The organism is Streptomyces sp. NPDC032126 (genome assembly GCF_055580085.1).
On record NZ_JBVIMA010000001.1, the window covers coordinates 1,836,066 to 1,855,645 of the forward strand.

The 19,580-nt window shown below is 70.7% G+C and carries 16 protein-coding genes and 2 pseudogenes; 7 read left to right on the forward strand and 11 right to left on the reverse strand.

The genetic code is table 11. From position 1 onward, the window contains the following. Positions 1 to 161 precede the first annotated feature (161 nt). Both ACZ5NW_RS07760 and ACZ5NW_RS07765 read right to left on the reverse strand, forming a co-directional pair. Positions 162 to 2,243, reverse strand: a complete 2,082-nt coding sequence (locus ACZ5NW_RS07760) for a hypothetical protein (protein ID WP_468742816.1) — start codon at positions 2,241 to 2,243, stop codon at positions 162 to 164. A gap of 192 nt (positions 2,244 to 2,435) precedes the next feature. Further along, entirely contained in the window at positions 2,436 to 2,894 is a 459-nt protein-coding gene (locus ACZ5NW_RS07765) for a DUF5707 domain-containing protein (RefSeq protein WP_468742817.1), read from the reverse strand. A 181-nt stretch (positions 2,895 to 3,075) separates the two neighbouring features. Here ACZ5NW_RS07765 and ACZ5NW_RS07770 point away from each other — a divergent pair. Together ACZ5NW_RS07770 and ACZ5NW_RS07775 are read left to right on the forward strand one after the other, a co-directional pair. Then, positions 3,076 to 3,162 (forward strand): annotated as a pseudogene (locus ACZ5NW_RS07770) (IS5/IS1182 family transposase); the annotation flags it as partial. A 454-nt stretch (positions 3,163 to 3,616) separates the two neighbouring features. Further along, a complete protein-coding gene (locus ACZ5NW_RS07775) occupies positions 3,617 to 5,470 on the forward strand; it encodes a M1 family metallopeptidase (protein ID WP_468742818.1) in 1,854 nt (617 codons plus the stop codon). Positions 5,471 to 5,481: 11 nt separating this feature from the next. On the opposite strand, the pseudogene ACZ5NW_RS07780 reads toward ACZ5NW_RS07775, so the two are convergent. Further along, positions 5,482 to 5,749, reverse strand: a pseudogene (locus ACZ5NW_RS07780) (putative quinol monooxygenase). A gap of 423 nt (positions 5,750 to 6,172) precedes the next feature. Between ACZ5NW_RS07780 and ACZ5NW_RS07785 the strand changes: the two are divergent. Further along, complete coding sequence (locus ACZ5NW_RS07785; RefSeq protein WP_468742819.1) at positions 6,173 to 7,234, forward strand: YihY/virulence factor BrkB family protein; 1,062 nt, start codon at positions 6,173 to 6,175, stop codon at positions 7,232 to 7,234. 93 nt (positions 7,235 to 7,327) lie between these two features. On the opposite strand, the gene ACZ5NW_RS07790 is transcribed toward ACZ5NW_RS07785, so the two are convergent. Next, complete coding sequence (locus ACZ5NW_RS07790; RefSeq protein WP_468742820.1) at positions 7,328 to 7,969, reverse strand: hypothetical protein; 642 nt, start codon at positions 7,967 to 7,969, stop codon at positions 7,328 to 7,330. A gap of 223 nt (positions 7,970 to 8,192) precedes the next feature. On the opposite strand from ACZ5NW_RS07790, the gene ACZ5NW_RS07795 reads away from it, so the two are divergent. The 3 genes from ACZ5NW_RS07795 to ACZ5NW_RS07805 are packed head-to-tail and all read left to right on the forward strand — an operon-like array spanning position 8,193 to position 9,276. Further along, positions 8,193 to 8,564 carry a phage holin family protein gene (locus tag ACZ5NW_RS07795; RefSeq protein ID WP_468742821.1) on the forward strand — a complete coding sequence of 124 codons (372 nt, stop codon included), beginning with the start codon at positions 8,193 to 8,195 and terminating at the stop codon, positions 8,562 to 8,564. Further along, positions 8,561 to 9,013, forward strand: coding sequence for a DUF3618 domain-containing protein (locus tag ACZ5NW_RS07800; RefSeq protein ID WP_468742822.1), 453 nt, complete (start codon positions 8,561 to 8,563; stop codon positions 9,011 to 9,013). The genes ACZ5NW_RS07795 and ACZ5NW_RS07800 overlap by 4 nt, the downstream gene beginning before the upstream one ends. Next, entirely contained in the window at positions 9,010 to 9,276 is a 267-nt protein-coding gene (locus ACZ5NW_RS07805; RefSeq protein ID WP_468742823.1) for a DUF4235 domain-containing protein, read from the forward strand. Before ACZ5NW_RS07800 ends, ACZ5NW_RS07805 begins: the two co-directional genes overlap by 4 nt. Before the next feature lie 38 nt (positions 9,277 to 9,314). On the opposite strand, the gene ACZ5NW_RS07810 is transcribed toward ACZ5NW_RS07805, so the two are convergent. Further along, positions 9,315 to 9,467, reverse strand: coding sequence for a hypothetical protein (locus ACZ5NW_RS07810; RefSeq protein ID WP_468742824.1), 153 nt, complete (start codon positions 9,465 to 9,467; stop codon positions 9,315 to 9,317). A 382-nt stretch (positions 9,468 to 9,849) separates the two neighbouring features. On the opposite strand from ACZ5NW_RS07810, the gene ACZ5NW_RS07815 reads away from it, so the two are divergent. Continuing rightward, positions 9,850 to 10,065, forward strand: a complete 216-nt coding sequence (locus tag ACZ5NW_RS07815; RefSeq protein ID WP_468742825.1) for a hypothetical protein — start codon at positions 9,850 to 9,852, stop codon at positions 10,063 to 10,065. Between the two features lie 117 nt (positions 10,066 to 10,182). Here ACZ5NW_RS07815 and ACZ5NW_RS07820 read toward each other — a convergent pair whose 3' ends face one another. The 6 genes from ACZ5NW_RS07820 to ACZ5NW_RS07845 form a co-directional block, all read right to left on the reverse strand. Beyond that, positions 10,183 to 12,822, reverse strand: coding sequence for a WD40/YVTN/BNR-like repeat-containing protein (locus ACZ5NW_RS07820; protein ID WP_468742826.1), 2,640 nt, complete (start codon positions 12,820 to 12,822; stop codon positions 10,183 to 10,185). A gap of 101 nt (positions 12,823 to 12,923) precedes the next feature. Beyond that, on the reverse strand, positions 12,924 to 14,120 hold the full coding sequence (locus ACZ5NW_RS07825; RefSeq protein WP_468742827.1) for an MFS transporter: 1,197 nt from the start codon (positions 14,118 to 14,120) through the stop codon (positions 12,924 to 12,926). A 531-nt stretch (positions 14,121 to 14,651) separates the two neighbouring features. After that, positions 14,652 to 14,933, reverse strand: a complete 282-nt coding sequence (locus tag ACZ5NW_RS07830; protein ID WP_468742828.1) for an alpha/beta hydrolase — start codon at positions 14,931 to 14,933, stop codon at positions 14,652 to 14,654. Between the two features lie 85 nt (positions 14,934 to 15,018). Beyond that, on the reverse strand, positions 15,019 to 16,281 hold the full coding sequence (locus tag ACZ5NW_RS07835; RefSeq protein WP_468742829.1) for an FAD-dependent monooxygenase: 1,263 nt from the start codon (positions 16,279 to 16,281) through the stop codon (positions 15,019 to 15,021). A 183-nt stretch (positions 16,282 to 16,464) separates the two neighbouring features. Then, a complete protein-coding gene (locus tag ACZ5NW_RS07840) occupies positions 16,465 to 17,922 on the reverse strand; it encodes a S41 family peptidase (RefSeq protein ID WP_468742830.1) in 1,458 nt (485 codons plus the stop codon). 280 nt (positions 17,923 to 18,202) lie between these two features. Then, a complete protein-coding gene (locus ACZ5NW_RS07845) occupies positions 18,203 to 19,552 on the reverse strand; it encodes a sensor histidine kinase (protein ID WP_468742831.1) in 1,350 nt (449 codons plus the stop codon). Positions 19,553 to 19,580 lie beyond the last annotated feature (28 nt).

Here is a 19,580-nt window from a genome sequence, read left to right on the forward strand (position 1 = left end):
GTGCCGGACGCAGATCCTGGCGGGCCGAGAAATACCGCATTCGGCTACCTTCCCGGCGCTGGCGGCGCGCAGTGCAGCGGCCGTGTCCATCCGGCAGCACACCCACCGCGGCGGGCCGGGCCGGGGCGGTGATCGATTGCTCGTTCGCCCCGGCCTCGGGATCAGATGCCGGTCAGGATGGCCCGCAGCCGCTCGTCCTCGCGGATGATGTTGTTCGCGAGGCCTGAGCCGACGATGCGCCGGTCTCCCTCGGCCAGTTCGACGACGCGCAGGCGCTGGTGGGTGCTCAAGGCAGCAGCGCCCAGGGCTTGGAGAGCCTCACAGGCGCCGGAGACGTCCGCTCCGGTTTCGGCGGAGTGCAGGGCTGCCTCGGCGAGTTGGCCGAGGTCGACGACGTCGGGGTCGGTGATGGCGAGCAGCGCGAGGGCGGCTGCAGGGGCCATCTGGGGGTCGGCGAGCAGTTGTTCCAGTCGCGGGATCAGGGGTCGGGCGGCTGCGCCGAGGAGGGCCGTGGCGCGGATGGCGCGGACGGCGGTCCACCGGTACCAGAGCTGGTTGCCAGTGGTGCGGTCAAGGACGGAGGCCAGGATCCTGACGGCTTCCTCGGCGTCGCCGTCGATCTGCCACAGGGCGGTCGCGATGGCGATGTCGCGGTCCAGTTGCGGGGTGGTCGGTTCGGCGTCCTCGCTGATGGCTGCCCGCAGGGCGGGGAGCAGTCCGGCGGCCGTCGCGCCCAGGGTGGCGGCGGCCTGAGCTGCCTCGGCGGCCTCGCGCGGGCCGGCGGCGAGCGCCTTGGTGACGGCGTCGAGCAGGACGTCGGTCTCGCCGGTCAGGTCGTGGTGGGCGCGCGCCACCATCAGCGACCCGGCGGCGGCACGCAGCACCGCGCCGGCCCGCTCACGCTCCGCCTGCGGGCCGGCTGCTGCCACGGCGGTGATGGCGGTGGCCGCGTAAGGGAAGCGCGGAAGCACGGCGTAGAGCTCGGGCAGGGCGGCAGCGGCCCGCAGGCCCCACTGGCGCAGCAGGTGGACCAGGTCGGCGGTCTCGTTGTTGGCGAGGCCGTCTGCGGCCAGGCGTGAGCGGACGGCGGTGAGCAGGGCCGGGTCGAAGGGGAAGGCGGGGGCCTGGAAGTCTCCTGCGGCGTCGAGCGCGCGGGGGCGCCGGTCGAGGTTCTGGGCCAACAGCGGGGCGGCCTGTCGGGGCGCGACCCGGACGAGCACGGCCAAGGCCTGGTCAGCGGCTTCGTCGTCGGGTTGGGCGGCGAGTTCGGCGAGGACGGGCACGGCCTCGGCGGCGGCCGGGCCGAGCTTGCCGAGCAGGCTGGAGGCGGAGTACTCGGCGGCGAGTGGGGCGATGGCCGGGACGAGTCGCTGGGGAGCCCTGCGGGAGAGGTAGCAGGCGTGGTCGGCCGCGGAGAGCGCCTCGGTTCGTACCTCGGGGCGGCTGTCACGAAGGGCAACGTCCAGCAGGGCGAAGGCGCTCTCGCGGTCTGCCTCGGTCTCGCGGTGCAGCAGGCCGTCGACGATCGCGTGCAGCGGCTCTCGGCGGTGCATGCTGTACCGGTCTACGGTGAATTCGCGGGCGGGCAGCAGGCCGACCGCGGCATCGTGGTGGGCGTCGGTCCACGGCTCCCCGGCGGCCAGAGCGACGAGGAGCGCGGCCAGACGCAGGGGCGCGGGCGTGTCCGCGCCGAGCAGTGCGCGGGTCTCGGCGGAGGCGGCGGAGAGGTCCACCCGGCCGAGGGCGATGAGCAGCTCAGCCCGGACACCGGGATCGGCCTCGACCGCCCACCGGCTTCGCAGGGCGACCGGGGCGGCCTCGGCATTCCGGGTGTGGCCGAGCACCCAGGCCGCGACCAGCCGAACATCCACGTCCTCATGTGCCAGCAGCGGTGTCAGCAGCGGGATGTGGGCGGCAACGGCGGCCCGGACGGCGCCCGGCGCGATCTCCCATTCGTCATCGCTCTCGGCCAACCCGCCGAGCAGGCAGAGGACTTCAGCCGTCCCGGGCCGCGCAGCAGCGGCGATCCGGGCGAGGTACGGGACTGCGTCCACGCTGGCGGAATACACCGTGCCCTGGTGGAGGATGCACGAGTACAGCTCGGAGATCGCCTCCTCCGCATCCCCGCCGCCCTCGGCGAGAGCGTGCAACAAGTCGGGCAGGTCCTCGGCAGGGCCGTAGGCGTGCGAGACGGAGGCCCACGGGTGGGCGTCGAGGTCGGCGAGGGCGTCAGCGAGATCCATGGGCGTGATCTTCGCAGCAGGGTCTGACAGGAGGGTCAGGTGGAACGGCGGTTCTGCGGGCAACGGCTGCTGCGCCTGGCCGTCCGGGTGCTGCGCCGCCGACGCGTTCACCCCTCAGCCCACCGGCCCGTCCCGGCCCACCAGTCTGTGGCGGCGGCGCGGCCCGTGCTGACGGGCCGCCCCGCGGGTCAGTCAACGCGTCCTGAACGTGGCCGACTTGTCCGCGAACGCCGTGTCGCCGTTCTTGCCGGTGGCCAGCGTCGCGACGTACCACGTGTCCTGCCCGGCCCCGGCGGCCTCAGCTGCGTCGGCGGCGGTCACCGGGGTCCGGTAGCTGCAGCGCAGGGTGTCGTCGCCGGTGGGCGTGCACGTGGCCGACTCGACGTTCTTCATGTCCTTCTCGGTGAGCGGCTTGCCGGCGAAGGCGCCCTTCGGCCAAGCCAGCACCTTCAGGCTCTTGAGCCCGGACGGGGCCGTGACCTGCGTGGTGAAGGACAAGGAGCCGTCGTGGCCCGCAGCCGGGGCGGTGTAGCGGACGGCACTGTCCTTCAAGGCCAGCGACTGCTCGCCGGCCTGGGCGAGGGCGAAGGCCCCGGCCGCGCCGAGGACGGCGACGGCGGCGGTGGCGGAAAGGATGATGCGTCGGGACATGGTCGGTTCCCCCGTGGGTGATGGCGGCGGTCGGCGCCAACTCCGTTGGCCCGGCGTGCCGTTGTAGTCCCGGCGCGTTCTCCCGCGCCGTTGCGTCAATCCTCGCCGCGCACCACCGCCTGGGCCATGAGTACGTGTACTCAATGCCCGTACTCAACCCCTGCACTCAGCTAAGCGGACCAGCCCGGTCGACCGCGCACGCCCGGGCAGCAAGCACCACATCATCACCGACGGTCAGGGGATCCCGCTCGCGATGTCGCTGACCGGCACCGGCCCCGCGAGCCGGCTCACCCTCACGGCCACCCCGGGTCCGGTCCCTGCCGGGTCAAGGCGCTCCTGAATCAGCCTGCCCCCACCGGCCGCATGCTTCCCGGCGCCTTGACCGGACCTCTCCTCGCCTGTGTGCCCCTGTCGCCGACGCGCCCCTGGACGCGGCCACCGACCTGCACAACGGCATCGAGGTCGCCCAGGGCGAGAGCGGCCATGCGACGGGCCACGGCAGCGGCCATCTCACGGGGGACGACGCCGGCGACTGATCCCGGCCCACCAGATCCACGCCCGGTGAATTGGCCCGAACCGGTGTGCCCATCCCCATCACACCCTCCCATATGGCATGCTCTCGTCAATCGATACACGCAGCCCACGACCACCCACCGACGCACCCCAGCCGGTGGGTGGCCGCCGAGCAGACCGGGATCCCGGTCGCCGCAAAGGAGTTACGCGTGAGAACCACCCCCCACAGATCTGTCGCCGCGCGCGCCCTCGCCGTCGCCGCGCTGGCCGGGGTTTCCCTGCTCCCCGTCCACCCGGCATCCGCCGCCACCGACGCGGCTGCGGCCTGCACGCCGACCCAGGCGGTCGTCAACGGCGGCTTCGAGAGCGGCACTTCGCCCTGGACACAGTCGTCCACGAGCGTGATCACCAGCCGCTCCGGCCAGTCCGCGCACGGCGGCACCAGCTTCGCCTGGCTCGACGGCACCGGCGGCACGCACACCGACACGCTCTCCCAGAGCGTGACGATCCCGTCCGGATGCAGCACCGCCACCCTGTCGTTCTGGCTGCACATCGACACCACCGAGACCACCTCGTCCACCGCCTACGACAAGCTGACGGCGAAGATCGGCAGCACCACGCTGGCGACGTACTCGAACCTCGACAAGGCCACGGGGTACGTGAAGAAGACCCTGGACGTGTCGACGTTCGCGGGGCAGACCGTGACCCTCGCCTTCACCGGCACCGAGGACTCCAGCCTCCAGACCAGCTTCGTCCTCGACGACATCGCCCTCGACACCTCCGGCGACACCGCCCCGCCGGCGGACTCGACCCGGACGCCGATCGCGCCCTCGTACACGGTGAACCTGAGCAGCAACACCTCCGGCACCGTCTGGACCGGCCATGAGAGCGCCACCTTCACCAACGCCTCCTCGACCGCGCTGAGCGAGGTGTACCTGCGCCTGTGGGACAACTACCACGGCACCTGCGACGCGATGCCGATCACGGTCACCAACGTCACCGGCGGTACGGCCGGTTCACTCTCCGTCGCCTGCACGGCGCTCAAGATCACCCTGCCGACACCCCTGACGCAGGGTCAGTCCGCCACGATCGGCTTCGACCTGGGCATCACCGTGCCCAGCGGCGCCGACCGGTTCGGCCATGACGGAGCGTTCAACAACATCGGCAACGCGCTGCCCGTGCTCGCGGTGAAGGACGGCTCGGGCTGGCACCTGGACCCGTACACCAACAACGGCGAGTCGTTCTACTCCCTGGCCGCCGACTTCAAGGTGACGCTGGACCACCCGAGTTCGCTCCTGGTCCCGGCCACCGGCACCTCGGCCGACACCCCCGGATCCAGCGGGCGCACCGTCACCACGGCGACCGCGACGAAGGTGCGTGACTTCGCCTGGGCGGCGGGCCCGTTCAGCAAGATCTCCGGTACCTCGGCGGCCGGGACGGCCATCAACATCTACTCCGTCTCGGGCATCAGCTCCTCCGACGCGCAGTCGATGCTGAGCACCGCCAAGACGGCGGTCGACGCACACGCCGGCCGCTTCGGGGCGTACCCCTACGGCGAGTTGGACGCGGTCATCGACAACAACTACTGGTTCGGCGGCATGGAGTACCCGGGCTTCGTCCTGGACCTCGTCAGCACCACCGCGCTCACCCACGAGATCGGCCACCAGTGGTGGTACGGCATCGTCGGCGACGACGAGTACAACAGCCCCTGGCTGGACGAGGCGTTCACCGACTACGCCACCGACCTCGCCCTCGGCAAGACCGGCACCAGCTGCTGGAACAGTGTCTCCTGGGCCTCCTCGGCGGAGAAGATCACCAACTCCATGGCCTACTGGGACGCCCACTCGTCCCGGTACTCCACCGTCGTCTACGGCTACGGCAAGTGCGCCCTGCACGATCTGCGGCGGCTGATCGGCGACACGGCGATGACCAACCTGCTGAAGAGCTACGCGAGTTCACACTGGTACGGCGTCTCGACCACCGCCGAGTTCAAGGCGGCGGCCCAGGCGGCGACCAGCACGGATCTCACGTCCTTCTGGAGCACGCACCGTATCGACGGCTGAGCGGGCGAAGGTCAGCCGACCGGGACGAGGAAGGTCAGCACCGAGGCATCCTCCTCGATCAGGGGGGAGCACGGTGTTGAACGGGCCGCCGTAAGGAGCCTTGAGGTGCGCCTGGAAGGCGTCCTCGTCCCGGTAGACCTTGTAGATCCAGAAAGCACGCGGATTCGCCTGCTTGGTCAGGACGTGGAAGACGAGGTTGCCCTCCTCCTCGCGCAGCTTCTCGGCGTAGTCGAGGATCAGACGGGCGACCTCGTCCTTCGCTCCCTCGCGGGCGGAGATGCATGGCGCTCATCAGCGTCCCCGAGGGCGGCTGCTTCACCGGGAAGGTGCGCGTGGCGGCGAGGGCGACCAGGGCGGCGGTGCAGAGCGCGGCCGCCAGCTGCTCGACGACCGGCAGTTTGTGCCGCGGGTCGCGGTCGGAGAGGCCGGTCAGGTGGAAGCTGCCGGTGCCCACCCAAGGCGAAGTCACCGCCGCGGGTGTTCTCGCGCAGCCTGGCGATCGTCGGTGATCAGCGTAGTGGCACGCAGATCCACGTCGGCCGCCACTGGAGAGGAATCAGCCCAGGTGCGGCGGGGGCGCAGCCCAGGCCCGGCGGGGGCGGGCAGGTCAGGCCCAAGGGGAGGGGCCGCGGACCGCCCACGCGACGCCAGCCGCGTCTATGGCCTGGTTGGGTCGTGGGAGCGTGGGGGTACTCGGCGGCCATGAAGCTGCATCTTCCGCATCGGACAGCACACGACAGCAGCGACGAGGCTCCCGAACGCGAAGTCCCGCCGCCCGAGGAGGTGGGCCCGGGGCCCGCGGTGGAGCGGCGCGCGCCGGATACGCCGACGCAGCTGCCGAAGACGGCGTGGGGGGCGGTGCTGAAAGGTGCCCTGCGGGAGTTCAAGGACGACGAGCTGACCGACCGGGCCGCCGCGCTGACCTACTACGGCGTGCTGTCACTGTTCCCGGCCCTGCTGGTCCTGGTGTCGCTGCTCGGTCTGGCCGGAAAGTCCGCCACGGACGCGGTGCTGAAGAATCTCCGCCATCTCACTCCCGGCTCAGCCCGGGACATCATCACCAGTGCCGTTCAGCAACTGCAGAACAACGCCGGTATCGGCTCGATCATGGCCCTTGTCGGCATCGTCCTGGCGGTGTGGTCGGCATCCGGATACGTCGCCGCCTTCATCCGCGCTGCCAACGCCGTCTACGACATGCCGGAGGGCCGGCCGGTGTGGAAGATTCTGCCGTTGCGGGTCGGGTTGACGGTGGTGCTGTTGGTGCTGGCCGTGGTCAGCGCCCTGATCGTGGTGTTCACCGGCGCTCTGGCCCGTGAGGCCGGGAAGACGCTGGGGATCGGGGACACCGCGCTGACGGTGTGGTCGATCGCCAAGTGGCCCGTCCTGGTGGTGCTGGTCACGATCATGATCGCGATTTTGTACTGGGCCGCGCCGAACGCCCGGGTGAAGGGGTTTCGGTGGGTCACACCGGGCAGCGTCCTCGCCCTGGTCATCTGGCTGGTCGCGTCCGCCGCTTTCGCGTTCTACGTCGCCGAGTTCGCCTCGTACAACAAGACCTACGGCACCATGGCCGGCGTCATCGTCTTCCTGCTGTGGCTGTGGATCAGCAACCTGGCGATCCTGCTGGGCCTGGAGTTCGACGCGGAGACTGTGCGGCAGCGGGCGATCGCCGGCGGCATGCCGCCCGAGAAGGAGCCCTACACCCAGCCGCGCGACACCCGGAAGTGGGAGGAACAGGATGTGCGGCGGCTGGACGAATCATGACCCTCACCTGCTGAAGCAGCCGCTCCCAGCGGCGCGTCACATGATCAGCCGGACAACGGCAACCTCGCCGGCCTCGTCCACCGGGCCGCGTGGTCATCGGTCGGAACAGCTGACAGCACTGGGTGCGCGGCCCGCGAGCCATACGGCGATCCGCTCCTGCAACTCGCGGTCGGAGTAGGGACTGTCCCTCCGCGACGCGAGCCATTCCAAATGCCGCAGGATGTTCTCCGAGCGGTCGGGGTGGCTCACCGCCACTACGTCGACGCCCCTTTCACCCGTCGAGCAACTGATGTACACACTGCTGTCGAGCGCCATCATGCCGAAGCCCGGATGGCCCGCGCGGATGCCGAGGAACGCCGATGCCGCACCCCGGCCCATGATGTCCCAGCGCTCGAGGAGCCGGACCTTCGTCCAGACCGCCGGTGCGCCACGGCGGCCCCAGCGCAAGTCCTGCAAGAAGGCGCCGTGCGTACGGGTGCCCTCCGGAAGCAGGACGAGGAACTCGCGCCGCTGGTCGAAAAGACCTGAGGAAACCGCCAGGTCGTACCAGTCGTCGTTGAGACGCTCGACAAGCCGTGGGGTCTCGTACCGGTGAGAGAAGCCACCGACGATGTCCTCGGGACCAAATCCGAAGACGAACGGCATCGTGCCGTCCGGTACGGCGTTCGGGATCACCTCAAGGCCGGCCCTCCGCAGCGGCCGATACACCTTGCGTTCGCGCTCCTGGATACCCACAGGTCAGTGTTTTACCAGGCCCGGCGCGCCAAAAATCTCACAGCCGATTCCCGGGGCCGGCTGCGTTACCCCATCTGGGCATACGGGGTACTCGCGCGCTGAGCGAAGGCCGGAGTGCCCGGCCCGCCGACTGGAACGAGAGCGGGAGGTGAACGTCGTGACGGGCACGCAGCCGTATGCGTCCGGGCCCGACCCCAGCTCGCACCACTCCGTCCAGGAGCCGGTGAGCGAGCTGGTGCAGCGGGCCTCGCAACAGCTGACGGAGCTGGTGCGCGGGGAAATGCGCTTGGCGCAGGCGGAGATGAAGGAGAAGGGCAAACGCTACGGCAAGGGCGGCGGGCTGTTCGGTGGCGCCGGAGTGGTCGGCTTCCTGATGCTGCAGGCCCTGGTGGCCACCGCCATCGCGGCCCTGGCCGTCCCGCTGCCTGTGTGGGCTGCGGCGCTGATCGTGACCGCCGTGCTGGGGCTGGTTGCCGCGGTGATGGCCCTCAGTGGGAAGAAGCAGGTCAGCCAGGCCGCACCGCCCGTACCTGAGAAGACGTTCGAGGACGTGAAGGCCGACGTGGCCACGATCAAGGAGAGCGTACAGCGATGACCCAGGCATCCGACGACGATCCCACCGCCACCCCGGAAGAGCTGCGCGAGCAGGTCGAGCAGACCCGCGCCGAACTCGGCGAGACCGTCGAGGCGCTCGCCGCCAAGACCCACGTCAAGGCCCGCGCCCAGCAAAAGGCGACCGCGGTGAAGGACCAGGCCACAGCCAAGGCCGGCGAACTGAAGACCAAGGCCACCGATCTCGCCCACCAGGCGCAGGACAAGCTGCCCGACCCGGTCAAGGACAAAGCCGCCCACACAGCTGAGCAAGCCCGCGCCAAGGCGGCCCAGGCCGGACAGCTGTGGCACGACAAGGCCCCGGAACCCGTACTGCACACCACCGCACAAGGCGCGCGGATGGCTCGGGAGCATCGCGCCCTGCTGCTGGCGACCGCCGGTGCCGCCGTGCTGGTGTGGCTGGCCTACCGCCGGAGGGAGTCACCGCGGTGAAGGCATCGAAGATCGCCTACAAGCCGGTCGGCCTGGCGCTCGGTGCCGTCAGCGGCGTCGTCGCCGGCGCCCTGTTCAAACAGGCGTGGAAGGTGCTCGGCCACGACGAGGACGCCCCCGACGCCACCGACGAGGAACGGACCTGGAGCGAAGTGGTCGTGGCCGCCGCCCTTCAGGGCGCGATCTTCGCCGCCGTCAAGGCTGCCGTCGACCGCGCCGGCGCCACCGCCACCCGCAGTCTGACCGGCACCTGGCCCGGTTGAACCAGTCCGCACGGGGCGCCGAAGCACACCGAGGTGTCCTAGAAGTAGGGGCCGGTGGTGGAGCCGGCCGCCGTGTCGGGGCGGAAGGCCGTGCCGGGAAGCTGCCAGGGATGACGGGAACCGAACTGCGGCTCCGGACGTCGCAGTGACGTCCAGTGGCGCGACGTCCAGTGGCGCGAGGGAGTGGTCATGACGATGGAGGACAGCAGACGCGGCCGACGGACCCGCCCCCTACTCGCGGCCGTCCTGGTCGCCCTCTGCTGTCTCCTGACCGCCTGTGGAGGCAGCGGCGGTGACTCAGAGGCGGACTCAGCCCCGCCGCGCCCTTCCGCGACCCCGCCCACGACCGAGCCCTCGGCGAGCAGCTTCAGCACGCCGAGCACCCCCAACTCGCCCTCCCCGACGGAGTCGGCAACGGCACAACCGCAGGCATCGGAGTCGACGCGGGCTCCGAGCCCTCAGGGGACATCCTCCGCGTCCACGGGATGTCTCGCGGGGCCCGTCACCATCACCCATGGCGTCGACGATCCCTCCGTCCGCACCCTGTGTGTGCGATCGGGTACGACAGTGACCGTGATCCTCAAGCCCCGGGCCCAGCGTGCCTGGCCGCAGCCGCGCAGCAGCAACCCCATGTTCGCGCTGGTGACCTCGGCCACCACGGACAGCAGGGGCGGCGCAAGGGTCACGGTGCGGGCCGCGCGCACCGGCTCAGCGACCGTCACCTGGGGTCCGCAGAGCGCCACCCTCTTCACCCTCCGGCTGAGTGTGGCGGCGTACCCGGTGCAGTGAGCCGAACATACGGCGGTCCGTCCGCGACAAAACGAAGTCACTGCGTCGTACGTGGAGGAGCGCGGGAGGGGCGACCCGGAGAGACCGGGTTGCCCCTCCCGCATCTCACGGGGTACGTCAGTCCAGGTCGCGCACCTTGGTGGTGTAGATGCCGCGCCCGTGGCTGGCCGCGTAGAGGGTGCGGCCGTCAGGGCTCAGCTTGAGCTGGAGCACGGCGACGGCCGGGAGCTCGCCGACGCGCTGCCACTGGGTGTGGCCTGGGGCGCGGTAGACGACACCCAGGTCGGTGGCGACGGCGAGGCCGCCGTTCGCCGTGACGACGGCGGAGTTCGTCGGCACGTCGGGCAGGTTGGCGGAGATGTCCTTCCAGGTCGTGCCGCCGTCGGTGGACTCGAAGACGTGGCCGACGCCCGCTCCCGGACCCTCGGTCCAATGCCGGGAGAAGCCGTTGACCTCGAGGTAGACGTGGTCGGCGTTCCTCGGGTCGACGGCGAAGCCGCTGAGGTAACGGTTGGGCACCGTACCGTTCACCGGCAGGGTGATGTCGTGCCAGCCGGTGCCGTCCGCGTTGCCGACGGAGATGCCGCGGGCGAAGCCCTGGTTGTTGCAGGGGCCGCACCAGGCCGCGTACACCTTGCCGCCGGAGGCGGCGACGGCGGTCGCGGCGCGTCCGGCGCCCAGGTCGTACACGCTCTTCCACTCGGAACCGCTGCGGATGGCGTAGCCGTGGGTCTGCACCCAGATGTGTCGGCCGCCCGCGATCCAGGTGTTGCTGTCCTTGGCGTCCGCGGCGAGCGGGGCGATGAAGCGGGCCTCGCTGGTGGTGTTGTCGGCCGGGGCGACGTTGTACGACGTCGCCTTGCTCGGGTCCGTCACCCAACTGCCGTCGTTGACCGCGCAGTTCTGGGTGATCTGGACGGCGAGGTAGACGTACTCTTCCGCGATGTTGCACCCGTTGGCGGGGTCGGTGAGCGTGTCGCCGCCGTCGCCGCCGAAGTTGGAGCCCATCACGGTGTCGTTGCTACGCAGCACGGACTGGCCGTTGTCCTGGAGGCCGCCGGTGACGGAGACTCCGCCGTGGTCGAGGTCCTTGCCGACGCCGACCGAGTAGTACTGCAGGGTGTCGATGGTGCCGTCGTTGAGGGAGGTCCAGTCGGTGGCGTGGCCGGAGGCGTCCTGCGAGCCGTTGACGGGGCGCTTGTAGACGCCGCCGTCGTTGCCGACGTACACGAAGCTCTTGCCGTGGTAGCGGCCGATGGCGACGCCGTGCTGGTCGGAGTGGGTGGTCTGGTTGCAGTCACCGCTCTGCTTGGCCGGGTCGATGCTCCAGCAGGAGAAGGTGAAGTTCCAGTACGGGCCGACGGTGGACCAGGTGGTGCCGCCGTCCTTGGACTCGTAGACCTCCTCCAGGCCCGCGTACACGTGCTTGGGGTCGCTCGGGTCGACGGTCAGGAACTGGTTGTACCAGGCCTGCACGCCGGGCATGTAGCCGCTGGAGGTCAGCGCCGAGCCGTCGGCAGCCAGTTGTTTGTAGTCGGCGATCTTCGTCCAGGGCCCGAACGGGGAGGCGGCGCTGTAGATGCCCATGAGGCCGCTGTCCGGGTTGGAGGCCATCTGCTCGGGCGACTGGTCGATGGCGTAGTAGCGCGAGCCGTCGGCGGCCGGGGCGAAGGTGACCGTGCCGACGTTGTCCGCGTCGGTGGGCAGGTCACCGAAGCCGCTGGTGACGCGCGTCCAGGCACCGCCCACCTTGGTGTAGAAGCCGTTGTAGTCGTCTCCGTTGCGCCAGCCGACCGCGAGGATCACCTTCGAGGGGTGCTGGGGGTCGATCGCGATGTCGTTGGTGATGTTCTTGTAGGCGGCCGCGTCGTCGTGCGCCTTCGAACCGCCCGGCAGATAGTCGGGGTTGGGCGCGTACTCCAGCTTCCAGGCGCCCTTGAGTGTCTTGGTGGAGTGACTCCACACGCCCTCGTTGGTCGCCGCCCACACCTTGCCGCCGCCGAACCGGAGCTGACGGATGGTGGTGGACTCCAGCTCGTCACCGCCGACCCGGCTGCGGGTGGAGAAGGTGTCGTGGTGCGGGTCGGTCAGCACGTACACGCCGCTGCCGAGGTAGGCGTCAGCGTTGGTGTTCGCCTCGCCGGTGCCCAGCCACAGCCGGCCGGCCCCGTCCAGCGCGAGCGCGCCGGTCGACTGCGAGGGCAGCTTGTCGCTGATGGGCTTCCAGTGCCCGCCGCCCCGCTGGGAGCGCCACACACCGCCGCCGGCGCTGCCCGCGTACACGTATCCGTCGTCGTCGGCCGCGACCGCGGCCATGCGGCCGGTGACATTGCCCGAGCCGCCGCTGGAGTTGGAGTCGATGTCCCGGTAGCGGGAGTCGTCGGAGTTGTAGGGCAGGTCGGTGACATTGCGCCAACTGCCCTTGGTCCTCGGAAGCTTGGTCAGGCTGGTCCAGGCGGCGCCGTACGCCCCGGGGGAGACGATGCCGGGCGAGGTGCGGGCCTCGGCGTACTGATCCGCACCCTCGGCTATCTCGTCCGCCTCGTTGCCATCGTCTCCGCCGTCGTCGGCCGTCAGCCTGGGGCTCATGGCGCCTATGGAGTGCGCGCGTTCGGCGGCGAGCTGGGCGAGGGTGCGGGCCCCGAACGGGCGCTTTGTGTTGCCTGCCGCAGCTCCTGCGGGTGTCGCGACGAGTGCGGCGGATGCGGAGATGGCACAGATCGTGAGCCATCGTCTTTTACGGGTTGGTGCTGACACCAGATCCTCCGAAAACGGGTGGGCGTACGGCCGTCGTGGAGAACCCGACCACCGCATACAGAAGACGTCCGGCACTTGGACAAATCTTTGACCGGAACCTGTCACCAACTCCTGGGCGGGCGGGTCAACTTGATGGCCCGGGCCGCGAGCGCGATGGCGAGGGCGAGCGCGACGCCGCCCGAAACCAGCAGCGGGAGGCGGCCGTCGGTGCCCCAGGCGAGCCCCGCCCACAGGCCGGCGAGCAAGACGGCCGCACCGGTGGCGCCCTGGTAGAGGCCTTGGGCGGTGCCCTGTTGGCGGGCGGGAACCAGCGTGGAGATCCAGGCTTTGCCGACGCCGTCGGTGCAGGCGTTGAAGCCGCCGTACAAGGGCAGCACCACGAACACCATCCACGGGTTGCCGATGAGACCCAGCCCGAGATAGCCGACCGCGAAGAAGGCCAGGCCGGCGGAGAAGACCAGAGGCCGGGGCAGCCGGTCGGAGAGAGCGCCCGCCGGGTAGGACAAGGCCGCGTAGGCGAGGTTGTATACCGCGTAGGCGCCTACCACACCGGCCGTGGAAAGGCCCAGGTCGTGGGCGCGCAACAGCAGCAAAGCGTCGGGGAAGTTGACCAGGTTGAAGACGAGGAGCACGGTCAGAACGCGCCAGTAGCGACGGGGCAGGGCACGCCATGGTGTACGGGCGTCCACGGCTGCTGTCCCGTCGCCGGCCGTGCGGGATCGGGGATCACGGACAGCGGCGACCAGGGCGACGGACGCGACGGCCGGGAGGACGGCGACCCAGAACAGGGGCCGCAGATGGTGGTCGAGGGCCTCATACAGCGCCAGGCCCACCAGCGGACCGACCACGGCGCCGGCGGTGTCGGCGGCCCGGTGCAGGCCGAACACCTTGCCGCGCTGCCGGTGTGGGACGCCTTCGACAAGGAGGGCGTCGCGGGGGGCGCCGCGCATGCCCTTGCCGAGCCGGTCGACCACCCGGGCCACCAGGACAAGGGGCCAGGCGGTGGCGAGGGCGAGGAGCAGCTTGCCGAGCGCGGCCAGCCCGTAGCCCGTGCCGATGAGCGGCCGGCGGGTGAATCGGTCGGCCAGACGCCCGGCGGCTACCTTGGTGACCGACGCGGCTCCCTCGGCCAGGCCCTCGATGGCGCCGACCGCGGCGGGTGGGGCACCGAGCACAACGGTCAGGAAGATCGGCAGGATCGGGTAGAGGAGTTCGCTGGCCGCGTCCTGCAGGAAGGACACCCCGCACAGGACCTTGACGTTGCGCGTCAGCCACGCCGGGCGCTGCTCATCGGTCATCCGCCGGCCACAGCGGTTCCCGGGAGGTCACCGGGCGGCATAACGTGCCTGGCACCTGAGTGAGTCGGCGGAGGATGGAGCGATGCGCCCGGTGCCTGTGAGGAGTCCTTTGCACACACTGCCCGAGGGTAAACGGATCAATCAGTTTCCGGCAGACCACAGAGAGCTTGGGCCTCCGCTGTACGGGAGGGATCCTGCCCGGTGGACTCGACGCGGAAGGGAAGCACGGGTTCATCAGCCCGCCCGTCTCGCCCAAGCAGGGCACTGCGGCAAGAGGGTGTTACGGGGTTGAAAGGACGTCAGGCGACGCGATGCCGTGTCCCTTGAGGCGGCCCAGGATCTCCGCGCGTCGGTCGGCCGCGACCGCAGGGTTGGGGGCGACGACTCCGGCTTCTGTGGAGGCGTGGTGGGCGACCAGCCGGTACGGCGGCGTAGTCAGACGCGCCTCGAACTGCGCCATCACCTCGGCAACTTAGGCCGCCGAGGTGAGCATTCGCTGGGTGATGCCCTTGATTTGGACGACCCGTGCGGTCACGGGCACGTCGGAAGGCGTATCCGCTCCAGCCAGGCCAGCAGGTCGCTCTCGACTTCCGTGCGGTTGGTCTCGTTGAACAGCTCGTGCCGCGCACCGGGGTAGACGCGGTACGTGATGTCGGTGAGGCCGGCCTGCCGGTAGCGGTCGACGAGCAGGTCACTCAGCGTGAGTCCGGCGTTGAGCGGATCCAGTTCGCCGACCAGGACGTGGACAGGCAGGTGTGCCGGGATGCCCCGGGGCTGCGCCAGTGCTGCTGAGGCGGCGGCGACCTGCCGCATTCCCTCACCGAACCCGTACCCGCGGACGGCACTTCCTGAGGAGCCAGGCCCCAGCCGGGCTGCCGCCGGGCGGTTACTGTGACACCTACGGCTTTGCTGACGAGGTGATCGGCGACCCGGCCGGGGCTGCGGAGCTCGGCGCCCCCGCGTAATCGGGCAGCTCGATGCCGTTGATCGCGCGCCCGACCAGATCGGTGAACCATTCGCCGGCGAAATCGGGGAGCGGCTCGGCGTCTGGCCCGGGCACCTCACGGCTGCGGGCGTTCAACCGGCCGATCTCCTGGTTGGCCTCGACGAACGAGCGCATCCGCGCCTCGTAGCGCGTGAACCCTGTGTCGGGATCCCACGCGGCGGCGGCCAGCTCTCCGGCCAGCACGTAGGCGCCGACCAGTGCCAGCCCGGTGCCCTGCCCGGACATCGGCGACGAGCTGAACGCCGCGTCCCCGAGCAGCCCCACCCGTCCGCTCGACCAGCGGTCCATCACCACCTGGGCGACCTGGTCGAGGTAGAAGTCCGGGGTGTCGTCGAGGTGCGCGAGGATGTCCGGGGCCAGCCAGCCCAGGCCCGCCATCCGCTCACGCAGCAGGCGCTTCTGGGCCGCGACGTCACGGTAGTCGACGTCGAAGTCGGCCGAGGCGAGGTAGAACATGGCCATCGCCCGCGTGGCGTCCTGGATGGGTCGCAGGAGGGCTGAACGCCCGGACTCCTGGTCCTGGTACTCCAGCAGCCACCGGTCCAGCCCGAACTCGTTGGGCACGCTGTAGAAGGCCAGCATGTGCCCGAGGTGGCGCAGGAACCGCTCATGCGGCCCGAAGACCATCGCCCGCAACTCCGAGTGCAGCCCGTCGGCCCCGACCACCAGGTCGAAGCGCCGCCGGTCGCCGCTCGCGAAGACCACATCGACCCCGTCCGCGTCCTGGGCGAGCACGGCGATCCGGTCTCCGAAGACGTACTCGACTCCGTCGCGGGTGGCGTCGTAGAGCACCTGGGACAGGTCCCCGCGCAGGATCTCGATGTCCGCGATGAACCCGTCGCCACCGTGGTCGTCCGCGCGGAAGGTCTCCAGTACCCGCCCGTCCACGTCCACGGTGTGCGCGCCGGCGGTGTCGGTGCACGCCGCGCGGACCGCCGCGTCCAGCCCCATACGTGCGATGACCTCCTTGGCGACCCCGCGCGCGTCCACGGCCTGCCCGCCGGGACGTAGCTCAGGAGCCCGCTCCACCACGGTCACCTCGGCCCCCCACCGGCGCAGCCAGTGGGCCAGCGCGGGTCCCGCGACGCTCGCCCCCGCCACCAACACCCTGGGACCGCTCACCCGGGTCCCCTGCTCGGAGTGGTCGACGCTCATCACTGCCTCCATGTGCTTCCCCCGCGCTGGAACGTTTCCAGCACAGGTCCACCGCTGTCGGCGGACCCAGCGGTATCGACTGCGGATACGCACCAAACTCATCGGTACGGCCGCCGGCACGAGATGTCCCCGCACCGTGTGACCGTGCGGGGACATCGGGAGGGGCAGGTGGGCTGGACGGGGTTACGGCTTGAGGATCGCTGCCGCCTTCGCGAGGGCCGGGTCATTGCCCGCGGACGCGTCCGCCGCGGTCAGTGGCGCGTAGAAGTCCGGGGGGACGCCGATGCCGTCCATGATCTCGCCGTTGGCACCGATGGCGCGCTGCGAGGGGAACCGGATCACGCTCGTGTTGTCGTTGAGCGCGTACAGCTGGGCGGGGCCGGAGTTCGCCCCCGCGGTGCGGGTGCCGACGAGCGTGCCCAGGTGGAGATCCTTGACGCCCATCGCGAACGCGTCGCATGCGGAGGCACAGCCGTCGTCCGTGAGCGTGACCATCGGCAGGTGGAGCAGCGGAGTGCTGTCGTCCACGCGCTGGGGCTCGCAGGTGCCGTTGGCGTCGCAGAAGGACATGACCGTGGCGTCGTGGACGAAAGCACCCAGCAGTACGTTGCCCTCGGCGGCGACCCCGCCGCGGTTGCCGCGCACATCGAAGATTATGCCGGTCAGTTTGGTTGTCGCCTGAAGATCGGCGATGGCCTTGAGGACATCCTGGGCGACGCCCGGGTAGAAGGCGTCGAAGCGGATGCGGGCGACGCTGCCGTTCACCAGGGTGGCGTCCACATGCGGCTTGGGCTGCGGGGCCAGCTCGCCGGGGGTGACGCTCACCTGCCGGGTCTCGCCGGTCGCGGGCCGCCGCACAGTAAGGGTCACCGGAGCGCGCTGCGGGTACGGCGGGCGGAGGTAGTCCAGGATTCCGGAGTTGAGCTTTCCGTTGGTGAAGGCCGGGACGCCATTCACCGACTCGATGATGTCGCCCGGCTTGAGCCCGGCAGCGGCGGCGGGGGTGCCCGCGCCGACCGTGCTGAGGAAGAGCGGCCCGGTGAAGTCCGGGGCAGTCTCCGCCCGGGGAAGGGTGTAGTTCAGGCCGATGCCCAGGCCCCACGGGTGGGGGTCCTGCAGGGGGCCGCCCGGACCGCCAGGGCCCTGGTACCCGGCGTGGTTGTCGTGCAGGGCGGCAAGCATCCCCTGGACCGCGGCGACCGCGAGCGACGAGTGCAGCGCTTGGTCGCCAGGCACCGCGTCCAGCACCTTGTGGAGCCGCCTGGCGAAGAGCGACCAGTCCTTGTCGCGGTGGCCGGTCAGCGCGGGCAGCACGGCGTTCGGCTGGTCGACCCCGCGTCTGCGTATCTCCCGCACCACGGCCTGGAAGGCGTACTGGAGCAGTTCGCGGTCGTCGAGCCGGGAACCGCCGTAGTAGTGGTCCAACAGGCAGTAGTACGCCTGCCCCACCGTACTGACGGATGTCGGGAGCGGCTGCTGCGCGGGCGGCTGGGGACGAGTCGGGTCCTGCGGTACGCAGGCGGCGGGCCTGACGGCGCCTGTCGTGGTCGCCGGATCGGCGGAGGCGGCCATGTCCAGATCGAGAACACTGCCGGCGATGAGAATGCCGCCGGCCAGTACGGTCGCGCCGGCCGCGGTCACTGCGCGCCGATGTCGGGTCATCCGGATCCGGCGGCGGCCGGCCTGCCGGCTCGCCGGCGCGGGGTCGGCCAACAGGGCTCGGAGCAGCCCGGATTCGTCCCTTTCGGATGCTGTTCCTCGGGCTTCGGCCGGTGCGGCCCGGGCTGGTTCAGCCGGCATGTCGGCAGTGGGCATGTCGTTGCTCATGTGGGGTGCTCCCGAACTCGCGTCAGTCCTACGGACGGAGCGTCGCCGCTGCGGATGCGGCTGCGCCGACAGACGTTCTACAGAGCGGGCGGTTTCAGCGCGGTTTCGTCGCTGCCGCGGGGAGGGCGACGGTGATGACCAGACCGCCCTCGGGTCGCGCGGCGGCGGTGAGCGTGGCGTCGTGGGCGGATGCGATGGCCGAGACGATGGACAGGCCCAGGCCGAGCCCTTGGGACGATGCGGTGCGGCTGGTGCGGGCAGGGCGGGTCGGGTCGAGTCGCTGGAAGGGCAGGAGTAGGCGCTCGACGGCGTCTGCAGGCACGACCGGGCCGGTGTTGGCCACGGTGAGGACGGCGCGACCGGCCTCCGTACCAGTCGTGACCTCGACCTGCCCGCCGGGCACGTTGTAGCGGATCGCGTTGTCCAGCAGGTTGGCGACCAGCCGTTCGACGAGCGCCCGATGGCCGGAGGTGGCGGCCGCGCCGGTCGAAGCGCGCAGTGTCACCCGCCGTTCCCGCAGCTCCGTACTGCGCCCGGCGACGCCCTCCTCGACGAGCCGGGCCAGGTCGAAGGGTCGCCGCACGTCGATGCCCGCGTGGCCGCGGGCGAGGGTGAGCAGCGCTTCGATGAGCCGTTCCTGCTCGTTTCCCGCGTCGAGTATGCGCTCGTGCGCGGTCCGCAAGGACTGGACGGTCGGCTCGGGATCGGCCAGGGCGACCTGGCCCAGCACGCGCTGGCGTGCCAGCGGCGTACGCAGCTCGTGGGAGGCGTTGGCGACGAACTGCCGTTGCGCTTGGAAGGAACGGTCGAGCCTGGCCAGCAAGCCGTCGAACGTGTCGCCCAGCTCACGCAGTTCGTCCCGCGGGCCGTTCAGGGCCAGCCTTCGTTGCAGGCTGGTCGCCGAGATGTCCCGTGCGGTGGAGGTGATCGTCCGCAGCGGGCGCAGGATACGGCCGGCCACCACCCATCCGAGCAGCACGGATGTCAGTGACATCAGCGCCAGGGCGAACCCGGACTGGACGAGCAGCGTGTGCAGCATGGCGGACTTCTGGTGGTCCACGGTCCGCTGTACCTCCTTCTGCACGGAGTCCTCCGTGGCGGCCTGGTCGCCGGGCGTGGCGCGCGGCGGCTCCCAGCTGTGGGGCGCCGGGCCGCTGACCGCGCCAGGGCTGGGACCGCCCACTGCCACCGCGTGCTTGACGACGGTGGGCGGACGGTCGACGGCGCCGACCACCAGCCCGTAGGTGACCGCCAGCAGTGCCGCGCCGGAAACCAGGAACAGCCCCCCGTACAGGGCAGTGAGCCGCAGCCGCACGGTACGGCGGGGCCAGCCGGCGCGAACGCTCCGGCCCGTGAACCGGCGGACGGCGGTGGTGACGAGGCCTCGGAGTTCGCGAAAGGCGCGGATCAGGCCGCGGACGAGGCTACGGATGTGGGTGGGCATACGAACGCGGCGACCTTTCGGCTGGGTC